Source organism: Clostridia bacterium (genome assembly GCA_035561135.1).
Lineage (GTDB): Bacteria > Acidobacteriota > Terriglobia > Terriglobales > Acidobacteriaceae > DATMYA01.
The window spans coordinates 25,561-43,502 of the sequence record DATMYA010000048.1 but is presented as its reverse complement, the minus strand read 5'-3'; the positions used below and the strand labels follow the sequence as shown (position 1 = coordinate 43,502).

Annotated in this window: 19 protein-coding genes and 1 tRNA gene; 12 read left to right on the top strand and 8 right to left on the bottom strand. The window is 58.5% G+C overall.

The features are described from left to right. Positions 1-52: 52 nt before the first annotated feature. Positions 53-961: a dihydroorotate dehydrogenase gene (locus tag VN622_09390; protein ID HWR36067.1), complete on the bottom strand. Its 909-nt coding sequence runs from the start codon at positions 959-961 to the stop codon at positions 53-55. Between the two features lie 62 nt (positions 962-1,023). Further along, positions 1,024-2,649 (bottom strand): alkaline phosphatase family protein, encoded by a 1,626-nt coding sequence (locus tag VN622_09385; protein HWR36066.1) that lies wholly within the window; start codon positions 2,647-2,649, stop codon positions 1,024-1,026. 180 nt (positions 2,650-2,829) lie between these two features. Between VN622_09385 and serS the strand changes: the two genes are divergently transcribed. Beyond that, positions 2,830-4,122 (top strand): serine--tRNA ligase, encoded by a 1,293-nt coding sequence (gene serS / locus VN622_09380; protein ID HWR36065.1) that lies wholly within the window; start codon positions 2,830-2,832, stop codon positions 4,120-4,122. Positions 4,123-4,476: 354 nt separating this feature from the next. On the opposite strand, the gene VN622_09375 is transcribed toward serS, so the two are convergent. After that, positions 4,477-5,820: a GAF domain-containing protein gene (locus tag VN622_09375; protein HWR36064.1), complete on the bottom strand. Its 1,344-nt coding sequence runs from the start codon at positions 5,818-5,820 to the stop codon at positions 4,477-4,479. 181 nt (positions 5,821-6,001) lie between these two features. Between VN622_09375 and VN622_09370 the strand changes: the two genes are divergently transcribed. From VN622_09370 to VN622_09335, 8 genes are all read left to right on the top strand, one after another. Further along, a complete protein-coding gene (locus tag VN622_09370) occupies positions 6,002-6,253 on the top strand; it encodes a hypothetical protein (protein HWR36063.1) in 252 nt (83 codons plus the stop codon). Positions 6,254-6,359: 106 nt separating this feature from the next. Continuing rightward, entirely contained in the window at positions 6,360-7,349 is a 990-nt protein-coding gene (locus tag VN622_09365; GenBank protein ID HWR36062.1) for a PilZ domain-containing protein, read from the top strand. 46 nt (positions 7,350-7,395) lie between these two features. Then, entirely contained in the window at positions 7,396-7,779 is a 384-nt protein-coding gene (locus tag VN622_09360; protein HWR36061.1) for a hypothetical protein, read from the top strand. A 43-nt stretch (positions 7,780-7,822) separates the two neighbouring features. Next, positions 7,823-8,527 carry an outer membrane lipoprotein carrier protein LolA gene (locus tag VN622_09355; protein HWR36060.1) on the top strand — a complete coding sequence of 235 codons (705 nt, stop codon included), beginning with the start codon at positions 7,823-7,825 and terminating at the stop codon, positions 8,525-8,527. A gap of 322 nt (positions 8,528-8,849) precedes the next feature. Next, positions 8,850-9,065 carry a hypothetical protein gene (locus tag VN622_09350; GenBank protein ID HWR36059.1) on the top strand — a complete coding sequence of 72 codons (216 nt, stop codon included), beginning with the start codon at positions 8,850-8,852 and terminating at the stop codon, positions 9,063-9,065. 341 nt (positions 9,066-9,406) lie between these two features. Further along, positions 9,407-10,996: an L-glutamate gamma-semialdehyde dehydrogenase gene (gene pruA / locus VN622_09345; GenBank protein ID HWR36058.1), complete on the top strand. Its 1,590-nt coding sequence runs from the start codon at positions 9,407-9,409 to the stop codon at positions 10,994-10,996. A 357-nt stretch (positions 10,997-11,353) separates the two neighbouring features. Next, the gene (locus VN622_09340; protein HWR36057.1) at positions 11,354-11,725 is read left to right on the top strand and encodes a response regulator; all 372 of its coding nucleotides are present in this window, start codon (positions 11,354-11,356) and stop codon (positions 11,723-11,725) included. Between the two features lie 140 nt (positions 11,726-11,865). Further along, a complete protein-coding gene (locus VN622_09335; GenBank protein HWR36056.1) occupies positions 11,866-13,089 on the top strand; it encodes an ATP-binding protein in 1,224 nt (407 codons plus the stop codon). A gap of 401 nt (positions 13,090-13,490) precedes the next feature. Here the strand turns inward: VN622_09335 and VN622_09330 are convergent, their stop codons facing one another. The 3 genes from VN622_09330 to VN622_09320 form a co-directional block, all read right to left on the bottom strand. Further along, a complete protein-coding gene (locus tag VN622_09330) occupies positions 13,491-13,847 on the bottom strand; it encodes a MarR family transcriptional regulator (GenBank protein ID HWR36055.1) in 357 nt (118 codons plus the stop codon). 86 nt (positions 13,848-13,933) lie between these two features. Then, the gene (locus VN622_09325; protein ID HWR36054.1) at positions 13,934-14,383 is read right to left on the bottom strand and encodes a pyridoxamine 5'-phosphate oxidase family protein; all 450 of its coding nucleotides are present in this window, start codon (positions 14,381-14,383) and stop codon (positions 13,934-13,936) included. Beyond that, positions 14,380-14,844: a nuclear transport factor 2 family protein gene (locus tag VN622_09320; protein ID HWR36053.1), complete on the bottom strand. Its 465-nt coding sequence runs from the start codon at positions 14,842-14,844 to the stop codon at positions 14,380-14,382. The genes VN622_09325 and VN622_09320 overlap by 4 nt, the downstream gene beginning before the upstream one ends. 484 nt (positions 14,845-15,328) lie before the next feature. On the opposite strand from VN622_09320, the gene VN622_09315 reads away from it, so the two are divergent. Continuing rightward, positions 15,329-15,415: transfer RNA gene (locus VN622_09315), tRNA-Leu, on the top strand. A 25-nt stretch (positions 15,416-15,440) separates the two neighbouring features. On the opposite strand, the gene VN622_09310 is transcribed toward VN622_09315, so the two are convergent. Then, complete coding sequence (locus VN622_09310) at positions 15,441-15,608, bottom strand: hypothetical protein (GenBank protein ID HWR36052.1); 168 nt, start codon at positions 15,606-15,608, stop codon at positions 15,441-15,443. Positions 15,609-15,668: 60 nt separating this feature from the next. On the opposite strand from VN622_09310, the gene VN622_09305 reads away from it, so the two are divergent. Further along, entirely contained in the window at positions 15,669-16,325 is a 657-nt protein-coding gene (locus tag VN622_09305; GenBank protein ID HWR36051.1) for an alpha/beta fold hydrolase, read from the top strand. Between the two features lie 59 nt (positions 16,326-16,384). Here the strand turns inward: VN622_09305 and VN622_09300 are convergent, their stop codons facing one another. Then, positions 16,385-17,128: a TrmJ/YjtD family RNA methyltransferase gene (locus VN622_09300; GenBank protein ID HWR36050.1), complete on the bottom strand. Its 744-nt coding sequence runs from the start codon at positions 17,126-17,128 to the stop codon at positions 16,385-16,387. A gap of 262 nt (positions 17,129-17,390) precedes the next feature. On the opposite strand from VN622_09300, the gene VN622_09295 reads away from it, so the two are divergent. Beyond that, positions 17,391-17,942: a LemA family protein gene (locus VN622_09295; protein HWR36049.1), complete on the top strand. Its 552-nt coding sequence runs from the start codon at positions 17,391-17,393 to the stop codon at positions 17,940-17,942.

The following is a 17,942-nucleotide window of genomic DNA, read 5'->3' as shown; positions in this document are numbered from 1 at the left end:
CCGGAAGGCATCTTCTCATCGAAGTTTGAGTTTCTGGCAGTAGCGACCTTCTCTATTGCGTGATCAGGCCGCCGGTGAGATCGGTGATGTCGCCAATGCGGTGTTCGAGGCACCAGCGTTCGAGCGAGTCGACGATTTTTTCGCAGGCGCAGGGATCCCAGAAATTTGCGGTGCCTACCTGCACGGCTGCGGCACCCGCCAGAAGAAACTCGATTACGTCTTCCGCCGTCGAGATTCCGCCCATGCCGATGACGGGAATTTCTACCGAGTGAGACGCCTCGTAAACCATGCGAACCGCAATCGGTTTGATAGCTGGACCGCTGAGGCCGGCGGTGATGTTGGAGATGCGTGGGCGTCGCGTTTCGGGATCGATGGACATGCCGACGAAGGTATTGACCAGCGAGAGCGCGTCGGCTCCTGCATCTTCCGCGGCGCGCGCCATTTGCGGAATACTGGTGACGTTGGGTGAGAGCTTGACGATGAGTGGACGTTGCGAGGCGCCCTTGGCGCAAGCGACCACTTCCGAGAGCAGAACCGGGTCCTGACCGAAAGCGATGCCGCCGTGCTTCGTGTTTGGGCAGGAGACGTTCAGTTCGTAAGCGGCGATGCCTTCCCCTTCGTTAAGGATGTGGATCACCGTTTCGTAATCCTGGACGGTGTAGCCGAAGACATTCGCGATCACTACTGTGTTCGGCACCTTGCGAAGCAGCGGCAGCTTCTCCTCAACAAAAGCCCTTGCACCGATGTTTTGCAGCCCGATTGCGTTCAGCATTCCCGCGGCGGTTTCAAACAATCGCGGCGGCGGATTACCCGGCATCGGCTCGCGCGAGAGTCCCTTAACGCAGAATCCGCCGAGCTTGGCAAGCGTGACGATGTCCTCGAACTCTATGCCATAGCCGAACGTTCCGGCGGCTGCGATGACAGGATTTTTGAACGTGATCCCGGCAAAGCGCACGCTCATATCGAGTGCAACGGGCGCATGAGGGCGCAGCGGTTTCTCGGGCGTTTTTGTGTCCTGTGGGCTCATCGCATTTGCTCCTTGGTCCTGCTCGGCGTGGGAGAGTCGGCGAAGGCTTCTGTGAGCACGCGTCCCATGGCGCTGGCCGGCGGGTTGACGCCAAGCAAGGACGACAACGTGCTTGCCAGATCCACCGGCTCGCAAGCGCTACGATACTGGCCGGCGCGGAATGAAAGTCCGTAAAGTCCGAGCGGAACGTGCGTGTCATAGCTGAAAGGCGTGGAGTGATCGACCGGATCGTACTTTGACCCGGTCACGAACGGTCCCGGCAGCCCCATCACGTACCAGGTCGAATACGGCGAGTAGCTGTTGAAGTAGCGACGACGGAATGCAGAAGGCGGCAAATCGCCGCTGGCGAGCTGCGACTTCGTAAAGAACTCGCGGAACCCGCTCTGCAAAAGTTCGTTGCCGACGGCCCTTTCAGCCTCCGCTTCTTTCATATTTACAGCGCCAAACGCTTCCTCGGATAAGTAGAAGACAGGGAACTCCAGGTCGCGGATATATTCGGCGCGACGGCCCAGGCGAGCGGAGAGCGCGGCGTTCACCTTTGTCTCGAGTTGGTCGGGATTCACGTTCGCGGCCGGGAGTCGAAGCGACGCAGCGTAGGCCGGCAGCGGCGACGAGCCATGGTCGGCCGTGATGGCGATGGTGACGTTCGCGAGCCCAATCTGGCGACCGATGAATGCGAAGAACTCGGCTAGCTGGCGGTCGAGCGCAAGCAGCATCGCACGCTCTTCGGCGGAATCGGGACCCACCTTGTGGCCCAGAATATCGTGCGACGAAATACTGACGCTGAGCAGGTCCGTGGTCTTGCCGGTACCAAGCTTTTCTTTTACGAAGAGTTCACGGGCAAACTCAAATTCGTAGTCATTGGCAAACGGCGTGGGACCGACTGTGTCGTAGAAGCTTACGGGTGTGCCATCCGGCTTCTTCTGCGGCACAGTGGTGCGCAGTGTCTTGCCGTCCGCATCCTTCCAAGTCAGGTTCAGATATTTCTCGGCGCGATGGCCGGAGTTGAACTCAGCGGCCCACGCGGGCAACTGCTTCATGTAGTAGCTGGAAGTAACCCACAACCCGGATGCACGGTCTAGCCAGAAGGCGCCATCGGCGGCAAAGCCTACAGGAAGGATGGCGGCGCGATCCTTCAGCGCGATGCCGAAGACGCGAGACTGGCCACCGGTCGCAAGCTTGAGTTCGTCGGCGAAGGTGCTGGTAAGCAGGTTGCGCGGCGACGAGCCTGAGCCTCGGACGCTTGCGCCGACGACGGTCGTATTCTCGTCCTCGACGGCTTGCACGTTGCGCTTGCGTACCGGGTCGTACCACCCGTTCGACATGATGCCGTGCCCAACCGTGTAGGAGCCGGTACCCAGGGTCGCGTGTCCGGGAGCGGTCCGCGTGTTGGCGTACTCGTAGTTGCAGTTGGTGAACCAGGCGCCACGGTCCAGGATGAGACGGAAGCCGCCCTCGGTCAACTGGTCGTGATAGCGCTCCAGTACGTCCTCGCGAAGCTGGTCGACAACGAAGACGACAACGAGTTTAGGGCGCGCGTTATAAGCGGAAGCCAACGCACTCGATGCGAGCAGGAGTGCGACGATGAGTACGGCCGGTAGGCGCTTAAGTTTGTTGTGCATGAGCACGAATAGTTTACATCGGGTGCGGCAGAACATGGCCAGCGCGCCTGCCGTTCCTCGCAGTTGGCCTGTTCATGAAAGCCACGTCGCGGCACTACTCGGGCGAATATCCAAACGAGGTGAGTGGTACATTTATTGTTTGCCGATGCACCCATGCCTGGTGCCAAGGGGACTGGACCTATGCTCGATCTTGCATTCGTACGAGACAATCTTCCGATCGTGGTAGAGAAGCTGCGGCAGCGCGGGATGAATCCCGGCGATGTGCTGAAGGATTTCAACGAAATCGACCAGCACCGTCGCGCCGCGATTACCGAAGTGGAAACTCTGAAGTCGCAACGTAACAAACTGACGGAAGAGATTGCCCGGCGAAAGAAGAACAAAGAGAACGCGGACGAGCTGATTCAGGAGACGAAGCAGATGCGCGAGCGCATTCCAGCGCTTGAGCAGACGGCCGAGGCTGCCGAGAAGGAGTTGCGCGGGATTCTGTCTGGCATCCCGAACCTGCCGCACGAGAGTGTTCCGGTTGGGCGGGATGAGTCGGCGAACCAGGAGGTCAAGCGCTGGGGCGACGCTCCCAAGTTTGACTTCCAGCCAAAGCCGCATTGGGAGTTGGGCGAAGCGCTTGGCGTCCTCGACTTGGGCCGCGCCGCCAAGGTTACAGGCGCGCGATTCGCTGTGTATTGGGATCTGGGCGCGAAGCTGGAGCGAGCATTGATGAACTTCATGCTCGACCTGCATACCAGGAAGCACGGATACACCGAGGTCATGCCGCCGTACCTCGTGAATTCTGAGTCAATGTACGGCACCGGGCAGTTGCCGAAGTTCGAGGCAGACCTGTTCAGGGTGCCGCATGGCGAGCGTGACCTGTGGCTGATCCCGACTGCCGAGGTCCCAGTTACGAATCTTTACCGCGATGAGGTGTTGGACGCGGCGCGGCTTCCAATCTCGCTCACGGCCTACACCCCTTGCTTCCGCAGCGAGGCTGGTTCGTATGGAAAAGATGTGCGCGGCATCATCCGCCAGCACCAGTTCCAGAAAGTCGAACTGGTGAAGTTCGCCAAGCCTGAAGAGAGTTATGTCGAGCACGAAAAACTGACCCGCGACGCGGAAGAGGTGCTGGAGAAATTGGGATTGCACCATCGCCGCATGACGCTAAGTACCGGTGACATGGGCTTCTCCTCCGCCAAGACCTACGACCTGGAAGTCTGGTTGCCGGGCCAGGGATTGTTCCGGGAGATCTCGTCATGCTCCAATTTCGAAGCCTTCCAGGCGCGCCGCGCCAACATTCGCTATCGTCCGGAAGGGAAGAACAAGACTGAGCTCGTGCACACGCTGAATGGCAGCGGGCTCGCCGTGGGCCGCACATGGGTGGCGATCCTTGAAAACTATCAGCAGGCAGATGGCAGCGTTGTGATCCCCGAGGCCCTGCGACCGTATATCGATGCAGACAGGATCACGCCGAAGAAGTTTTAGTGGCGCACGAGCTACTGAGCCGCTGAGCTGCTGAGCCCAACTCCGTGAACGGCAAGTTCACCGGTCAGCGAGTCATCATGAGGTGCGCCTGCTTTTGGCACGACCGAAGGATCTGCTTTGTTCTCAGCACAGCACAAAGCAGATCCTTCGCTACGCTTGATCTCATAACGACGTTGGCTCCGAGCGGGAGTAGTGTTGTCTTTGTGCGAAGAGAACTGGCTACTCGGGCAGGAGCCAACGATGTTGATTGTAGGATGACGCTTCACCTCTCAACGTCTTTTTTCCACGTGCACGAGTCTGCCTACAATCTGAGCCCTGCCGAGCGGCAGGCTTTCTTTTTTCTGGTGGCGCGGATTAGTTGGCTTTGTCGGGTTTCGGCTGCAAGTCGAAGACGATAAGGTACGGGTTCGAGGTCGCGCTGACCAGGTATGCGGACGGAGTGTTTAACTCCATCACGAGCCGCACAACGCCTTCGGCGTTCCTGCCGATGCGGAAGTTCCTCACCATTCCAGCCGATGCCACCCCGCGTACCTTCATCTCCGGCGAAAGTTCAACGCCGTGCAGGTCAACGTAGATGCGGTCTGGGTTCGAGAGCTGGTGCGTTTGGAACTGCGCTGGTCCGCTTAGGCGGACGGAGACGAACGTATGGCCCGGGGTGACCTGCGTAATGACGGCGGTTATTGTAGGCACTCCGGCTAATTGTGGAACCGGAGAACCTGTCTCAGGAGAGCGTGTCTGGGGAGAGTCGGGCTCGGAAGAACCGGGCACAACCATTTCATTTGTTGGCGTCACGTGCGTCACGTCTGAAGGAAGCACCTGGGGTTCGGGCAGGGAAGGGGCGCTCTGCGCGACGTTGACCGAGTCAGTCGAAATCGACCTGGGAACCAACCGCCACGACAACGCGATAAGGGCGATGATTGCCAATGCCGAGGAGACTAGCAATAGCGTCCGCGAACTCGTGCGGTGCTCGGTTAGATCAAAGCTCGGGACTTCAAAAACCGGAACGCTTATTGCGATACTCGTCTCGGCCATGCTGGCGAAATCGTCGTTGGAGCACTGGGGGAAGCTCTCAGCGACGCCATCGGGCGGGTTCGCAGGCTCGGAGGCTTCGATGGCCGGTTGTTCAGAGCAAACGACTGGGGTGGGCAGCGAATCCGCAGCACGCTCCCACTGCAAAAGCTTCGTCACCTCGCGTGCGATCAGCTTCACCATCTTCAGGTCACGGATGTCGAAGTGGTTCGATTCGCCGGAGAAGACGCCAATCACTCCCGCTGGTTGCATACCACGCAGCAGCGGGACATAGATGATGGAGCGCACGCCGAAATCACGTGAGTGCATTCGGTCTACGATTGGGTGCGTTTCGGTATCGGCGCACAGTTGGGGAATGCCGGTGCGTATGCATTCTCCGGAAAGTCCGACGTTGCCTTCAGGGCGCGATCCGAGTTGTGGCGCGGCCTCGCCGCTGCGTGCGATGCACTCAAACTGATTCTGATTCGAGATGGCGATGGCCGCGCCACCGGCCATGGTCGCTAACCGTGCCTGGCGCGCGAGGTCCATGAGCTCAGAGTGCAGACGGCGCGTCTGCCCAACCTGCAGACCGTAGGCGAACGCCAGTATTGTCTGCAGAGTGCGGCGCGCGGTGTCGGCTTGCGGCACCCAGCGTGGCGCGATTATGCGCGAGCGTGGCTCGTGGCTCATGGCGACTGGTCCAAATAGTTCGAAATCGGGTCCCGGAAGTGTGTAGCGTGAACTCGCGAGTGTCAATGGCATGGAATGCGACTTGCTACCGGCACAATCCGAACGGCGAAGGCGTGCGCGGCGCAAATCCTGTTGACTTTGGAAGCAGAGTTGCTATATTCCCGCACCAGAGCACTAATCTATGAAGAGCCTTCACGATTTGCTTCGACAGAAAGAACTTGCGATGAAGCGCCTCGAAAAAGAAATCGAAGCCATTCGCGCAGTTATTTCCATGCTCGCCGAAGAAACCGAGCAGCCTGATGGGGTAGAGACCAGACAGGCAGTCGGCGCACCCGCTGTGCATCCGACGGCCACCATTCCCGCAGGTTACTACTCGGCAGTTTCGCAGAACGCGCCCGCTGAGATTCCGAAGCGCAACGGCAATTGGCCGTAGGCTTGGTTCGCTGCATTCGCGCGTCTCGCATCGCTCGCCAGTTACTTCGGTCATTCAACGGGCGTAACTAGCGGGTGCAGGCATTGTTTCGTACCATCCCACCCCGATGGGCTACCGTCGAGAAGAGCGTGTTCCGCTGCAAGTGCCGGCCCTGGTTTCCGGGCTGGATCGTGGCGGACGTGCGTTCATCCAGCAAGCCAGAACGCTGGATATATCTTCGGTTGGCGCACGCATCAGTGGACTCACGTACCAACTCGATCTCGGCTCCATCCTCTCCGTGCAACTCGGCGACCGCAAGGCGCGCTTCCAGGTTCTGTGGGTTGGAGAACCCGGCTCGGAGAGAGATGGCGAGATTGGCCTGAAGTGCGTCGAGGTAGGCACGCATACGAAGCGTCGCCTGCTTCACGTGGACGATGAGGAGTTCGAGATTGAAGCGCGCCGTGGGTTCCTGGAACTTGCGGGATACGAAGTAGCCTCGGCACGGTCTGGGCGTGCAGCCGTGGACCAGTTGCGGAACTACACGTTCGACGCGGTCATCCTCGACTATCCGCTCCACGATCTCGACTGCGGCGAACTCGTTGAGGCCATCAAACGGAACGCACCGCAGACCAAAATCATCATCTTGTCGGTGTATCCAGGCCGTATTCCGGAAGCCGTGCTGGCGCTTGCCGACGCCTTCATTCACAAGGGCGAGTCGCGACAGAAACTCTTAGTTGTGCTGGGAGAGACGGTTGGCCCGGGTTCTGGACTGAAGTGGCCGCTGGTACGCTCGAATTCGCGCTTCGCGATTTGCGTGCCCGTCAAGGTCAAGGTTTTCCGGTCAGGAAATCCCTTGCATATCGTTGGCACGTCGATCGATCTGAACGAAACGGGCATGGGCGCAGTACTGGACCAGGCCCTACTGCCGGGCGAGAATATCACCGTCGCGTTCCGCCTGCCGATGTCGGAAGAGGTGTTCGAGGCGCGCGCTACGGTGCGCCGGCGCTCAGGTTCGCAATACGGCTTCGAATTCGTCAGCATCGATCCGCAGCAGCAGGAGGCCATCCGCGCGCTGTGCCAGATGCTGCCGCCGCTCGATATTCCCCAACCCGTGTAGCGGGGCTTACCCCGGCAAGCGCTCTACGCTATACTCACCCGTAGAGATGACCCACGCTTGGAAGACAATTCGGGGTTACATCTGGTGGACGCATCCGCGGGGCAACCTGCATTACGACATCATGGTGACCCTCATCCTCGTTTTTATTTTTGTTACGCCGCTGTTTGTGAACTTCAAAGACAAACCAGCAGAGCGGACTCCGCATCCAACCGGAGTAGTCGTTCTTCCAGACGGAAAAGACGGGTTCATCTATCGCGTAGATGCCGCCGCCGTGCATGGCACCAGCGATGACGCGATCAGGCAGGGCCTGATTTCCGTAATCGAGCCAATCGCTGGCGAAGTAAAACTGCTGCGGTATGAAGCCGTGCAGGACCTACAGGGGCGCGTGATTGCGTATCGCGTGTGGGTGCGCCGGGGTATCGGCGGTTAGCGCCGCAGACGCCAGTTTCCGGATGAACACTGGGGAAAAACTCATGAAGCGAATTGTCATCGTTACGATGTTTGCTTTCGCCCTGTGCGCAGCGGCTTTCGCGCAGGCACAGAAGTCCGGCCAACTGGAAAACGTCTTGAACGCGATGGACCGGACAGCCACGAACTTCAAGTCCGTCGAGACGGAGTTCCAGTGGGATCAGTATCAAAAAGTTGTTGATGAGTCCGACACGCAGAAGGGCATGATGTATTTCCGCCGGCAGGGAAATAACACCGAAATGTCGGCCGAGATCAACCAGGTGAACGGTAAGCCGGAAACCAAGTTCGTTCTGTTTACCGACGGCACCGTGCGGATGTACCAGCCGAAGATCGATCAGATTACGAAGTACAACGCCGGCAAGAACAAAGCCGATTTCGAGAGCTTCCTGGTATTGGGTTTTGGCGGACGCGGGCACGACCTGCAGAAGTCTTTCGATGTCAGGTACGCGGGCGAGGAGTCGGTTGCAGGTGTGAACGCTGCAAAGCTCGAGTTGACGCCGAAAGTGCAGCGCGTCAAAGGCATGTTCCAGTTGATTACGCTATGGATCGACCCCGCGCGCGGCCTTTCAGTGCAGCAGAAATTTCAGGAGCCTACAGGCGATTATCGACTGGCGAAGTATTCGAATATCAAGATGAACCAGAAGCTGCCGGAGAGCGCATTCAAGTTGAAGACCACCTCGAAGACGCGCGTAGTCACGCCTCAGACATAGTCTGAAACGGAGAGCAAAGCATGAGAAGGCAGCGCATCGCGCTGCCTTATTTTTTTTGCGTGACACAATCGTGAAGTGCCGATGTGTAACCTCCGAGTGCGTGGCTCTTATGTACTAAGCATTTATTTCTCTAGTGAGTGGCGCAAACGAGACTTATACTCGCCTCACTTTAGGTGCTGGGGCAACGGCGTTGGGGCTGCGCGGCGTCTTACTCAATAGACTGCTGAAGATTACATTTCTTGAAGACTGCTGAAGATAACATTCTTTGAAGGGGCACGCCGTCAGGTGTGCCGTAAGTAGCACGTCAGAGGTATCGGTTGCTATGGGAAAAGTCCTGATCATTCCGGCGCGTCCGAGCAGCGAACACCTGAAACGGAAGCGCAGCTCCGATCCGCGTTACGTGGAAGGACAGCGTTTGTTGGTCGGTGCCATGCGTTACCTGGCTCAGGCGGATTTGGAATCGAACCGTCCCGCGATCGAGTTGCTGTCGGAACACTTCCGCACAAAGTTCCGCATGTCTGACAAGCCACAGCAGTGACGCGAGAGGTTATAAACTTAGCGAAGGCACGGTACCCGCCGTGCCTTTTGCCTTACACGCATGCTCCCGCTTCGATCGCTTCGGACGCTCAAATACCTGGTGTGGGACAAGCAATTTCGTCCGGAAACGGCGAATTCCCGCTTCCAGCAACTCTTGCACCGGCCGGAGGCGAATGGGGCGGTTGGCCTCGGCTGCGACCCCAATTTTTATGACTGAGAGCGGTGCAGCGGCAGCCGTTCAGCAGAGTTGGAAAAGAGGTGGCCAGCGCAGGGAACTGGTAGAATTTAAGAGTTTAGTGAAGCAGGTTCGCTGCGGCGGGCCTCCGAGAGGACATGCATTACATGGCGACTACACAAGCTCCGACCAAAGAATTCATTGCAGTAACGTCATTTAAGAACGAACCCCTGACAGATTTCTCTAAGGACGAAAACGCGCGGAAGATGCGTGCGGCAATCGCGAAGGTGCGGTCGGAGCTGGGCCGCGAGTACGACCTGGTCATCGGCGGACAGCGCCTGAAGACCAAGGACAAGATCAAGTCCATCAACCCGGCGAAGCCGTCCGAGGTGGTTGGCGTATTCCAGAAAGCAGGCGTTGCGGAAGTTGAGCCGGCGATGCAGGCCGCGCTGAAAGCCTTCGAGACCTGGAGCCGGACTCCGATTGAAGAGCGCATCCAGTTGCTGCTGCGGGTTGCACAGGCATTGCGGGAGCGCAAGTTCTACTACTCGGCCATCATGGTGTTCGAAGTCGCAAAGAACTGGGCTGAAGCCGATGCCGATATCGCCGAACTGATCGACTTTGCCGAATTCTACGCGCATGAAGCCATGCGGCTTTCCAAGGCTGAGCCTCCAGTGCAACTGCCGGGCGAGCGTGACATGTTGTCGTACATTCCGCTGGGCGTTGGCGCCGTCATTCCGCCGTGGAACTTCCCGGGCGCCATCATGGGCGGCATGACGATGGCCTCCATCGTTTGCGGCAACACCGTCGTGCTGAAGCCCTCCAGCGATGCACCGCTCATTGCGGCGAAATTTTTCGAGTTGCTGGAAGAGTGCGGCATGCCTGAAGGCGTAGTCAACTTCTGCCCGGGTGGCGGCGGCACGTTTGGCGATGCCGTTGTGAATCATCCGAAGACACGCTTCATCGCCTTTACGGGATCGAAGGAAGTTGGCTTGGACATCAACCAGCGCGCAGCCAAGACGCAGCCGGGACAGAAGTGGATCAAGCGGACCATCCTCGAAATGGGCGGCAAAGACTCCATTGTGGTCGATGCCGACGCGGATCTGGATGCGGCGGTAGAAGGCGTTGCTGTGGCGGCGTTCGGCTTCCAGGGCCAGAAGTGCTCGGCCTGCTCGCGGGCCATCATCGATGAGCGTATCTACGACAAGTTCGTCGAGCGCCTGAAAGCGCGCGTCGAGAAAATTACCATGGGCGATCCGACGGAGAACCCCGGGATGTGCGCGGTGATCAACAAGGGCTCTATGGAGTCGATTCTGGGCTACATCAAGAAGGGTCTGGCGGAGGGCGGACGGCTCATCACCGGTGGCGGCCCGGCCGAAGGATTCGGCGAAGGCTACTTCGTGCAGCCAACCGTCATTGCCGATGTCGATCCGATGGGCACCATTTCACAGGAAGAAATTTTTGGTCCTGTGCTGGCGGTCATCAAGTCCAAGAACTTCGACGATGGGCTTGCAATCGCCAACAACACGGAGTTCGGTCTCACCGGCGCAGCGTTTACTAGTTCGGAAGAGAAGATCCAACTTGCTATGCGCGAGTTCCACGTCGGCAACCTGTACATCAATCGCAAGTGCACGGGAGCCATCGTTGGTGCGCATCCGTTCGGCGGCTTCAACATGAGCGGCACGGATTCCAAGGCTGGCGGGCCGGATTATCTGTACCTGTTCTCGCAGGCTAAGTCGATTGCCCGGAAGGTCTAGCTTCCAGAACAGCTGGTTTCAGTTTGAGAACAGGGAGGCCAGGGCAAAAGCGCCCCGACCTCCCTGTTCTGCCGCATGACGTTATGGCAGCTCGACCCGCGCTTACTGCTCTGAACGGAAACAGAGCCCCGGCGGCTGCAGGACGCTTGCGATAGTCCCTATCTCAGGAGGGACAACCTGCATCTGACAGAAACAGACGTAAAGTCGCGATTCAGCAGCATTTGACAATTCATCCGAACGTGCTGAAAATGATGGGCAGATTTCGGCTCCGTAGCTCACATCCTGTTCCTGCGCCGAGCTCCGGACTGAGACTTCCTTGGTACGCTGACGCGCTCAGGTTGAAGGACCCTCTTCATTATGGCGAATATCCTGTGTATCGATGACGAGCCGCATGTCGTCATGTTGAAGTCCGCAATCCTGGAAGCGGCAGGACACACCGTAACGGCTGCAACCTCCGCTCATGAAGCAATAGAAAAGCTTAGGTCGAACACCTACGATGCGGTCGTAACCGACTGGCGCCTTGGTGACGCGAATGGTCGAGCCGTGGTACAAGCCGCTAAGTCGAATTCGACCATGCCCGTGGTCGTTGTGTCTGGCTATGTCGCGGAAGCCTTTCAGGCAGCAGAGCCGCTGGCCGACCTCTACTTGGAAAAGCCCGTGAATCCAGAAGAGTTGGTAACCATTATTAACGAGCTGCTGAAGACAAGCGACCGTACTGCCCAGCCATAAAAGCACATCCGCGACCTGCAAAAGTCACATCAAATTTCCTATAGGGCCAATCTACTCTCGCGCGCACTGGATGGGAGCTTCCTTCAGGCTCTGAGTGTGCCGGTAAAACATGGGCCTGTTCGATGTACGGAAGTTTGATTGTGTCACTCGAAAACTTGATCACTCTCTGGTTCGGCCTCCATGCAGCGTTCTTTATGTGCGTGCAGTCGCTTCCACTGCTCGTGGGCATGGTGCACCTAGTCGAGCGTCGGGGCAAGATGCCGCAACTCCACGCCGGTCGACAGATCGATATCGCCACGCTGCTGGAAAGTATGCAGGAAGCCGTTTTCCTGTTCGACTCCGCGGGAAAGATTCTCGAAGTGAATAGCGCTGCGGAACGAATCTTCCGCAGCGGGCGGGACGAAATGAAGCGCTACACCGCCGCGGACATCGCACGCTTCATGTCGGAAAATGTGCCGCAGCCTGTGGCACCGGAGCACCTGGCCGTCAATCGCGCTCTAAGAGGGGAGACGGTACGGCAGGAGCAGCGGACTCTTGCACTCGCGACCGCTCCCGCGCCTCTGGAAACTCTCTTGTCAGCAAGTCCGATTCGCAACGATGCCAACGAGATCGTAGGAGCGTTGGTCATTGTGCGCGATGTGACGGAACTCGTAACCCTGCAGCGCAGGATGGCCGAAACCGAGCAGCACAACGCCATCGGAAAAATGGCCGCCGGCCTCGCGCATGATTTCAACAACGTGTTGCAGACCATCGCCCAGGCCGTCGCCGTACTTGAGTACGACCAGAACCGGAGTTCGGAAGAGCGCAGCATGATTCTGCGCATGGTCCGCAACGCCGTGAAACGCGGCACCGACATCGTAGCCGGAGTGCGCCAGTACTTAGCGAGCGGCACGACCGGCTCCGACCTCGTTGACATGAACCAGGTACTGGAAGAGGCCGTCGAGTTGACGCGCCCGTTGTGGCAGGCTGCCCGCAACATCTCCATCGTGCGGCAGTTCCAACCCGTGAGCCGCGTTCGCGTCAATACCAACGATCTTCGCCGGGTCTTCACCAACCTCATCATCAATGCGCTCGAGGCCATGCCCGTCGGAGGCACCCTGACCGTCGGTTGCGAGCAGAAGGATTCCTCGGTACTGGCCTTTGTCGCCGATACCGGCGAGGGAATCCCACCCGAGCGGCAGAAGAAAATCTTCCTGCCGTACTACACCACCAAGCGGAGCGGCACCGGTCTGGGACTCGCCACCGCGCAGCGCGCAATGGCCGCGCAGCGGGGCCGAGTAAGCTTCGAAAGCAAGGCAGGCATGGGAACGAAGTTCGTGGTGGAACTGCCTGTGCAGGAAGAGCTTCTCGATAAGGCAGCGTAGTAATCTGCGGCACACGAGAGAACGATGTTTGATCAAAGCGTGTCGGATAACCTACGACTATGAGTAACTGGATCTATTACTTCGTGACTTCTGAGACATTCGATGACTGTATTGTGGAGCGTTTTTGCCGAACGGGGTGGTGACTACGCGAATATCCAAACCATCACCGCCGCAATTAGTGATAGAACCGGACGGGTGAAACCACCTCAGGCCGCGTCGCGAGTGCCCCATTCTAGCTCGCCTTCGTTGGCGAGATAGGGTGGGACGAATGAAATTGGCGTCGAGCGCCTCCAAGATCTGCGGGCAGACGTGAGAACGAAGGAGAGTGGTCGTTCACGCGAAACGCTGAAATGTAGCGCCGGGTTCCCGCCCGGCGGCCCCTGCTCGCGCCACCAACGCCCTCACTCCTCGCCGGATTCCAACCTGGCCAGGTTTTTCAGCACGCGCTCCAGGCACCACTCGAATCGGGTGATTTCGTCGGCCGTGAAACCACCATAAAACACCTCCGTCATCTTCTGCGAAACTTCCTCGTAATGCTTATGCATAGCCCGATTCTTTGGCGTTAGCTCGATCAGGATTTTCCGTCCGTCCTCGGGACTGCGCAAGCGCACCACCTGGCCGCCAGCTTCAAGCCGGTCCAGCGTACTGGTCAGGGTCGATTTGCCCAGCGACACCCGTTTCGCGAGCTCGTGTATGGTCATCGACCCCTCTTCCCACAGCACGAACAGTACACGGCCCTGAGCCGGGTTGATTTCCATATGGCGCTCCCGGAGCATGCGCGCAAAAACCCGGCCCGCTGTCGAGTGGACCTTGGAGATGAGAAATCCGCCTTGGCGTTGTCGGCTCACAGTTTGCGTAGGTCGACGTGAAACGGTTTGCCAGCATACCAGCCGGTGGCCTCCGTTGGTTTCAGACGAAGGATGACGTAGTCGGGATCGTCGGCACCCGTCCAGTAGATCCGCCATCCTTCATCCCAAAGCGCTTTCTTAAGCTCCGGCCCCGTGAGAATTTCCATCTTTCCTGAAAACGTGGCGCCACGAAACGTGAGCGGATCGCAGTAGTAAGCCGATGCCGCCGGATTTGAGCGGACCTCGCGCACTTTGCCGGAGGACATGGAAGTGGAAAAATAGCAGGCGAAGCCATCGGCCCGGCACACCTGGCTCGGTTCGGGATACTGATCCTGCCGTCGAAGGTTAACCATCGCCCGAATACGAGGGCTGGTGCCGTCCACCGTGGCCAGGTAGACGGCATCCGCTCGGTTGGCAATTTCCAGCAGCGATTCTTTATCGATCATGACGCAGGTTGCGCTTTGACGTAAGACCAGTGAGTTTGGACGATAGCCCAGCCGTTCTTTGTGCGACGGTAAACTTCCGTGCAGTTCCATCCCAATCTAGGCAGGCCCTCGCCAACATAGTTGAATGTGAGCACCGCGGCATCCTCGCCCACCACCTGCACCTTGGCGTTAACCATTTTTCCGCTGATCGGTGGGGAGGGAGGCAACCCGTGATAGAAGGTCCGAAGCGCCTCCAAGCCGTAGATTGGCTTGTCCAGGAACGGATCCATATACACCACCTCCGGGTCGGTGATCTCCAGAAACCCGTCACAGTCACCCTTGTCCGAGCGGTCGAGGGCCGCGCGCTCCATCGCGATGATGGTGGACGGGATGTCCTTCCCTGAAGTCTGCGCGAGCGCCGCTGTTCCCGCGAAGGATAAGAGTAGCGAGGTTGAAAATACGTAACTGAGCATCCTGAGCATCAAGCCTCCGTGGTGCAGCCATGATTGAGTTATAGCGGTTCCAAGTTGTCGTATCCCGCCACGACGGCGTCATTTCGACCGGAGCGCATCCACTTCTGGCGCGCGGAGTGGAGAGACCTGCGGTTCGACCCTCTCCACCCCGGAATACGCCTTCACCGGGAGTAGCCCGCCATCGAATAGTACGGTACCGAACTATAAAAATAGTACGATAGCGAACTATCTGTAATCAATCATCATTTGCTCGTTGTTCGCGAACAGTACACCAGGGCTGTAGCCAATTCGCACTTGCCGGAGTGTAGCGCCGCGCTCCCGCCCGGCGGGCCGGGTGCCCCATGTCTGCGCGCCTGGTTGGCGTGCAGACGTGGGAACGAAGGAAGTGGCGCGAAGCGCCTCCAAGATTCTGTTTCTCGCCGTATCACCACACTGGCGAGTTGGCGCAACAGTTCTGCTATGCGATACTGGGTGTGCCTACCAAATTCTCTAAGCCGGGATGGCGGAACTGGCAGACGCAGCGGACTCAAAATCCGCCGGGCTTCGGCCCTTGGGGGTTCGATTCCCCCTCCCGGCACCAGTCTTTATCTCCACAATTTAAGGACTTAGATCCCGTACCGCTTCCACAGCCGGAACCATGGATTGTCAGCAAGCATTTCGTCATGCTTCTGGTTCGCAGCTTCGCGGTCGGCTAACCGGAGGGGCCTTGTGTCCGGCAGCGTGTACAAGTGTTCCAGCAACTCTACGTCGGCTATTGTCTTCTCGACATCCATATCTGGGATACTGATGCCTGACCGCGAACTTCGGGATTCCCGCACAGTCGAGTTGGACGTATGGTTCGAGAGTTCTTTGACGACACGCCCACAGAGGAACCTGTTCGCGGCTTCCTCCACTTCCCGGAGCACCCTTCTGGCGATGGCCTCATCCTCACGCATGGTGCCGGAGCGAACTGCCAATCGACACTCCTCGTCACTCTCGCGGCGGCATTCTGTGCGTCAGGTCTGACCGTTCTCCGCTGCGACCTTCCGTTCCGGCAGTTGCGTCCGCATGCGCCACCGCCACGCGGCAGTGCTGAACGTGACCAGCAGGGATTGCGGCGTGCAATCGAGTTATTCAGGCCGCAGACTCCGGGGCGCGTTTTCATCGGCGGACATTCTTATGGCGGTCGTCAAGCATCGATGCTGGCGGCATCGGAACCGGGGCTGGTCGCTGGACTCTTGTTGCTCTCGTATCCGCTTCATCCGCCAAAGCGTCCCGCCCAGTTGCGGACGGCTCACTTTCCGGGTCTCCTCACGCCTGCACTCTTCGTCCACGGGACTAGAGACGGGTTCGGCTCAGTTGAGGAGATGACGGCGGCATTGAAGCTGATTCCGGCTAAAACAGAACTGCTTTCGCTCGCGGGTGCGGGGCACGAACTCGTCTTGGCGCGAAAGGCTCGGGACGAGACGATGACTGTGGTGAAGGCGTTTTCGCAGTTTGTTGAACAATAATCGTGCGATAACGCAAGGTCCGACATCGCACCAAATGTAGGTATCCGCTCCCGGCCATCTCAGCCGGCCGAGTCTTCCTGTGATCGCATCTTCCATACGATTTGTCGCAGCATTCCGAGCCAGAGTTCTGCGTCGTGCGATTCCAGATTTAGGCGGCGCACGAAGCGGCGCACCTTGTCTTCGGTTTTAGCTGCGGCGAGGGGGTTCACGTAGCCGCTGACGCGCAGCGCATGGAGCAGCACCTCGGTAATGCGCTCGATCTCGCCCGCACTTGCGGGCTCCACTTCGACAGGTTGCAACGGAATCGTGGCGTCGCGGACCAGTTCGTAGAGGCAGACCGCAACGGCCTGTCCCAGGTTCATTGAGATCTGCGCTTCGCGTGTGGGAATGCGCATCAGCCAATGACAATGGCTGAGGTCTTCGTTGGACAGGCCGCGCTTCTCTGAGCCGAATAGAAGGGCGACGCCGTTGGAAGCGAGCTGCTGACGGATCAGGCGGCCACCTTGTTCCAACGGTCTGACCAGGTGCTGCAATTCGCGGTCGCGGACGGCCGTGGTTCCCACTACGAGCGTACAGTCGGCGACGGCTTCGGCGACACTCTTGAACTCTACCGCGCTCGCGAGCAAGTCCGAGGCGCCAACGGCGGAACGCGCCTCCCGAAACGCCACTTCGTAAGGATTCACGACTCGCAGGCGACTGAATCCGAAGTTGCTCATCGCGCGAGCCGCTGCGCCAATATTCAGCGGGTTGCGCGTGGCCACCAGCACAACGCGCAAACGGTCGAGTTCATCCGGAGCAGGCAAGGGAAGTTATTCTACGACACGCGGACTGCGCTTGGATTGTTCTTCCGGAGCGTAGCGGCGAAGCCGCGCAGTCGAAGGACCCCTTTCATTAGCACGAAGCTGGCGAAAAGGATCTTTCGACTGGGGCTTACGCCCCTCGCTCTGGAGGGCAAGTTTTCGGTAAGCAGAATGGAACTCCCGACGCCGTCCTATTCGTCTTAAATGCTGCTACGCCGCTGATATACTTTTTCCGCACGATTGGACTCAGCAATTTGGAGGAGCAATGGTTTTCATTGTCCTTGTGATCGTCCTGCTGGTGATCGGCCTGATCATCGCCGGGATGTACAACGGCCTCGTACAGCTCAGGGTACGTGGCGATAACGCCTGGTCCGACATTGACGTGCAACTGAAGCGGCGTCACGACCTGATTCCGAACCTGGTCGAAACCGTAAAGGGCTACGCCGCACACGAAAAAGGTACGTTCGAGAACGTTGCGCGGTATCGCTCGGCTGCAATGGCAGCTACCTCGACCGAAGAACGTGCGCAGACCGAAGGCATGCTGACGCAAGCCCTTCGCGGATTGCTGGCCGTCGCAGAGCAGTATCCGCAACTGCGAGCCTCGGAGCAATTCCAGGCGCTGCAGGGTTCTCTGAATGAAATCGAGAACGCCTTGCAGAACGCGCGTCGCTACTACAACGCTGTGGTGCGTGATCTGAATACGCGTATCCAGTCGTTCCCCACGAACATCATCGCGGGAATGTTTAACTTCCAGCAGCGTCAGTTCTTTGAAATTGCCGACCCGACGGAGCGCGCTACTCCGGTCGTCAAATTCTGA

What these genes read in the sequence shown, in the direction of transcription:
- VN622_09390 (HWR36067.1), bottom strand. Translation starts at nt 961, where the DNA reads ATGAGCGTGCGCTTTGCCGGGATCACGTTCAAAAATCCTGTCATCGCA.
- VN622_09385 (HWR36066.1), bottom strand. Translation starts at nt 2,649, where the DNA reads ATGCACAACAAACTTAAGCGCCTACCGGCCGTACTCATCGTCGCACTC.
- serS (HWR36065.1), top strand. Translation starts at nt 2,830, where the DNA reads ATGCTCGATCTTGCATTCGTACGAGACAATCTTCCGATCGTGGTAGAG.
- VN622_09375 (HWR36064.1), bottom strand. Translation starts at nt 5,820, where the DNA reads ATGAGCCACGAGCCACGCTCGCGCATAATCGCGCCACGCTGGGTGCCG.
- VN622_09370 (HWR36063.1), top strand. Translation starts at nt 6,002, where the DNA reads ATGAAGAGCCTTCACGATTTGCTTCGACAGAAAGAACTTGCGATGAAG.
- VN622_09365 (HWR36062.1), top strand. Translation starts at nt 6,360, where the DNA reads ATGGGCTACCGTCGAGAAGAGCGTGTTCCGCTGCAAGTGCCGGCCCTG.
- VN622_09360 (HWR36061.1), top strand. Translation starts at nt 7,396, where the DNA reads ATGACCCACGCTTGGAAGACAATTCGGGGTTACATCTGGTGGACGCAT.
- VN622_09355 (HWR36060.1), top strand. Translation starts at nt 7,823, where the DNA reads ATGAAGCGAATTGTCATCGTTACGATGTTTGCTTTCGCCCTGTGCGCA.
- VN622_09350 (HWR36059.1), top strand. Translation starts at nt 8,850, where the DNA reads ATGGGAAAAGTCCTGATCATTCCGGCGCGTCCGAGCAGCGAACACCTG.
- pruA (HWR36058.1), top strand. Translation starts at nt 9,407, where the DNA reads ATGGCGACTACACAAGCTCCGACCAAAGAATTCATTGCAGTAACGTCA.
- VN622_09340 (HWR36057.1), top strand. Translation starts at nt 11,354, where the DNA reads ATGGCGAATATCCTGTGTATCGATGACGAGCCGCATGTCGTCATGTTG.
- VN622_09330 (HWR36055.1), bottom strand. Translation starts at nt 13,847, where the DNA reads ATGGAAATCAACCCGGCTCAGGGCCGTGTACTGTTCGTGCTGTGGGAA.
- VN622_09325 (HWR36054.1), bottom strand. Translation starts at nt 14,383, where the DNA reads ATGATCGATAAAGAATCGCTGCTGGAAATTGCCAACCGAGCGGATGCC.
- VN622_09320 (HWR36053.1), bottom strand. Translation starts at nt 14,844, where the DNA reads ATGCTCAGGATGCTCAGTTACGTATTTTCAACCTCGCTACTCTTATCC.
- VN622_09310 (HWR36052.1), bottom strand. Translation starts at nt 15,608, where the DNA reads ATGGATGTCGAGAAGACAATAGCCGACGTAGAGTTGCTGGAACACTTG.
- VN622_09305 (HWR36051.1), top strand. Translation starts at nt 15,669, where the DNA reads ATGGTTCGAGAGTTCTTTGACGACACGCCCACAGAGGAACCTGTTCGC.
- VN622_09295 (HWR36049.1), top strand. Translation starts at nt 17,391, where the DNA reads ATGGTTTTCATTGTCCTTGTGATCGTCCTGCTGGTGATCGGCCTGATC.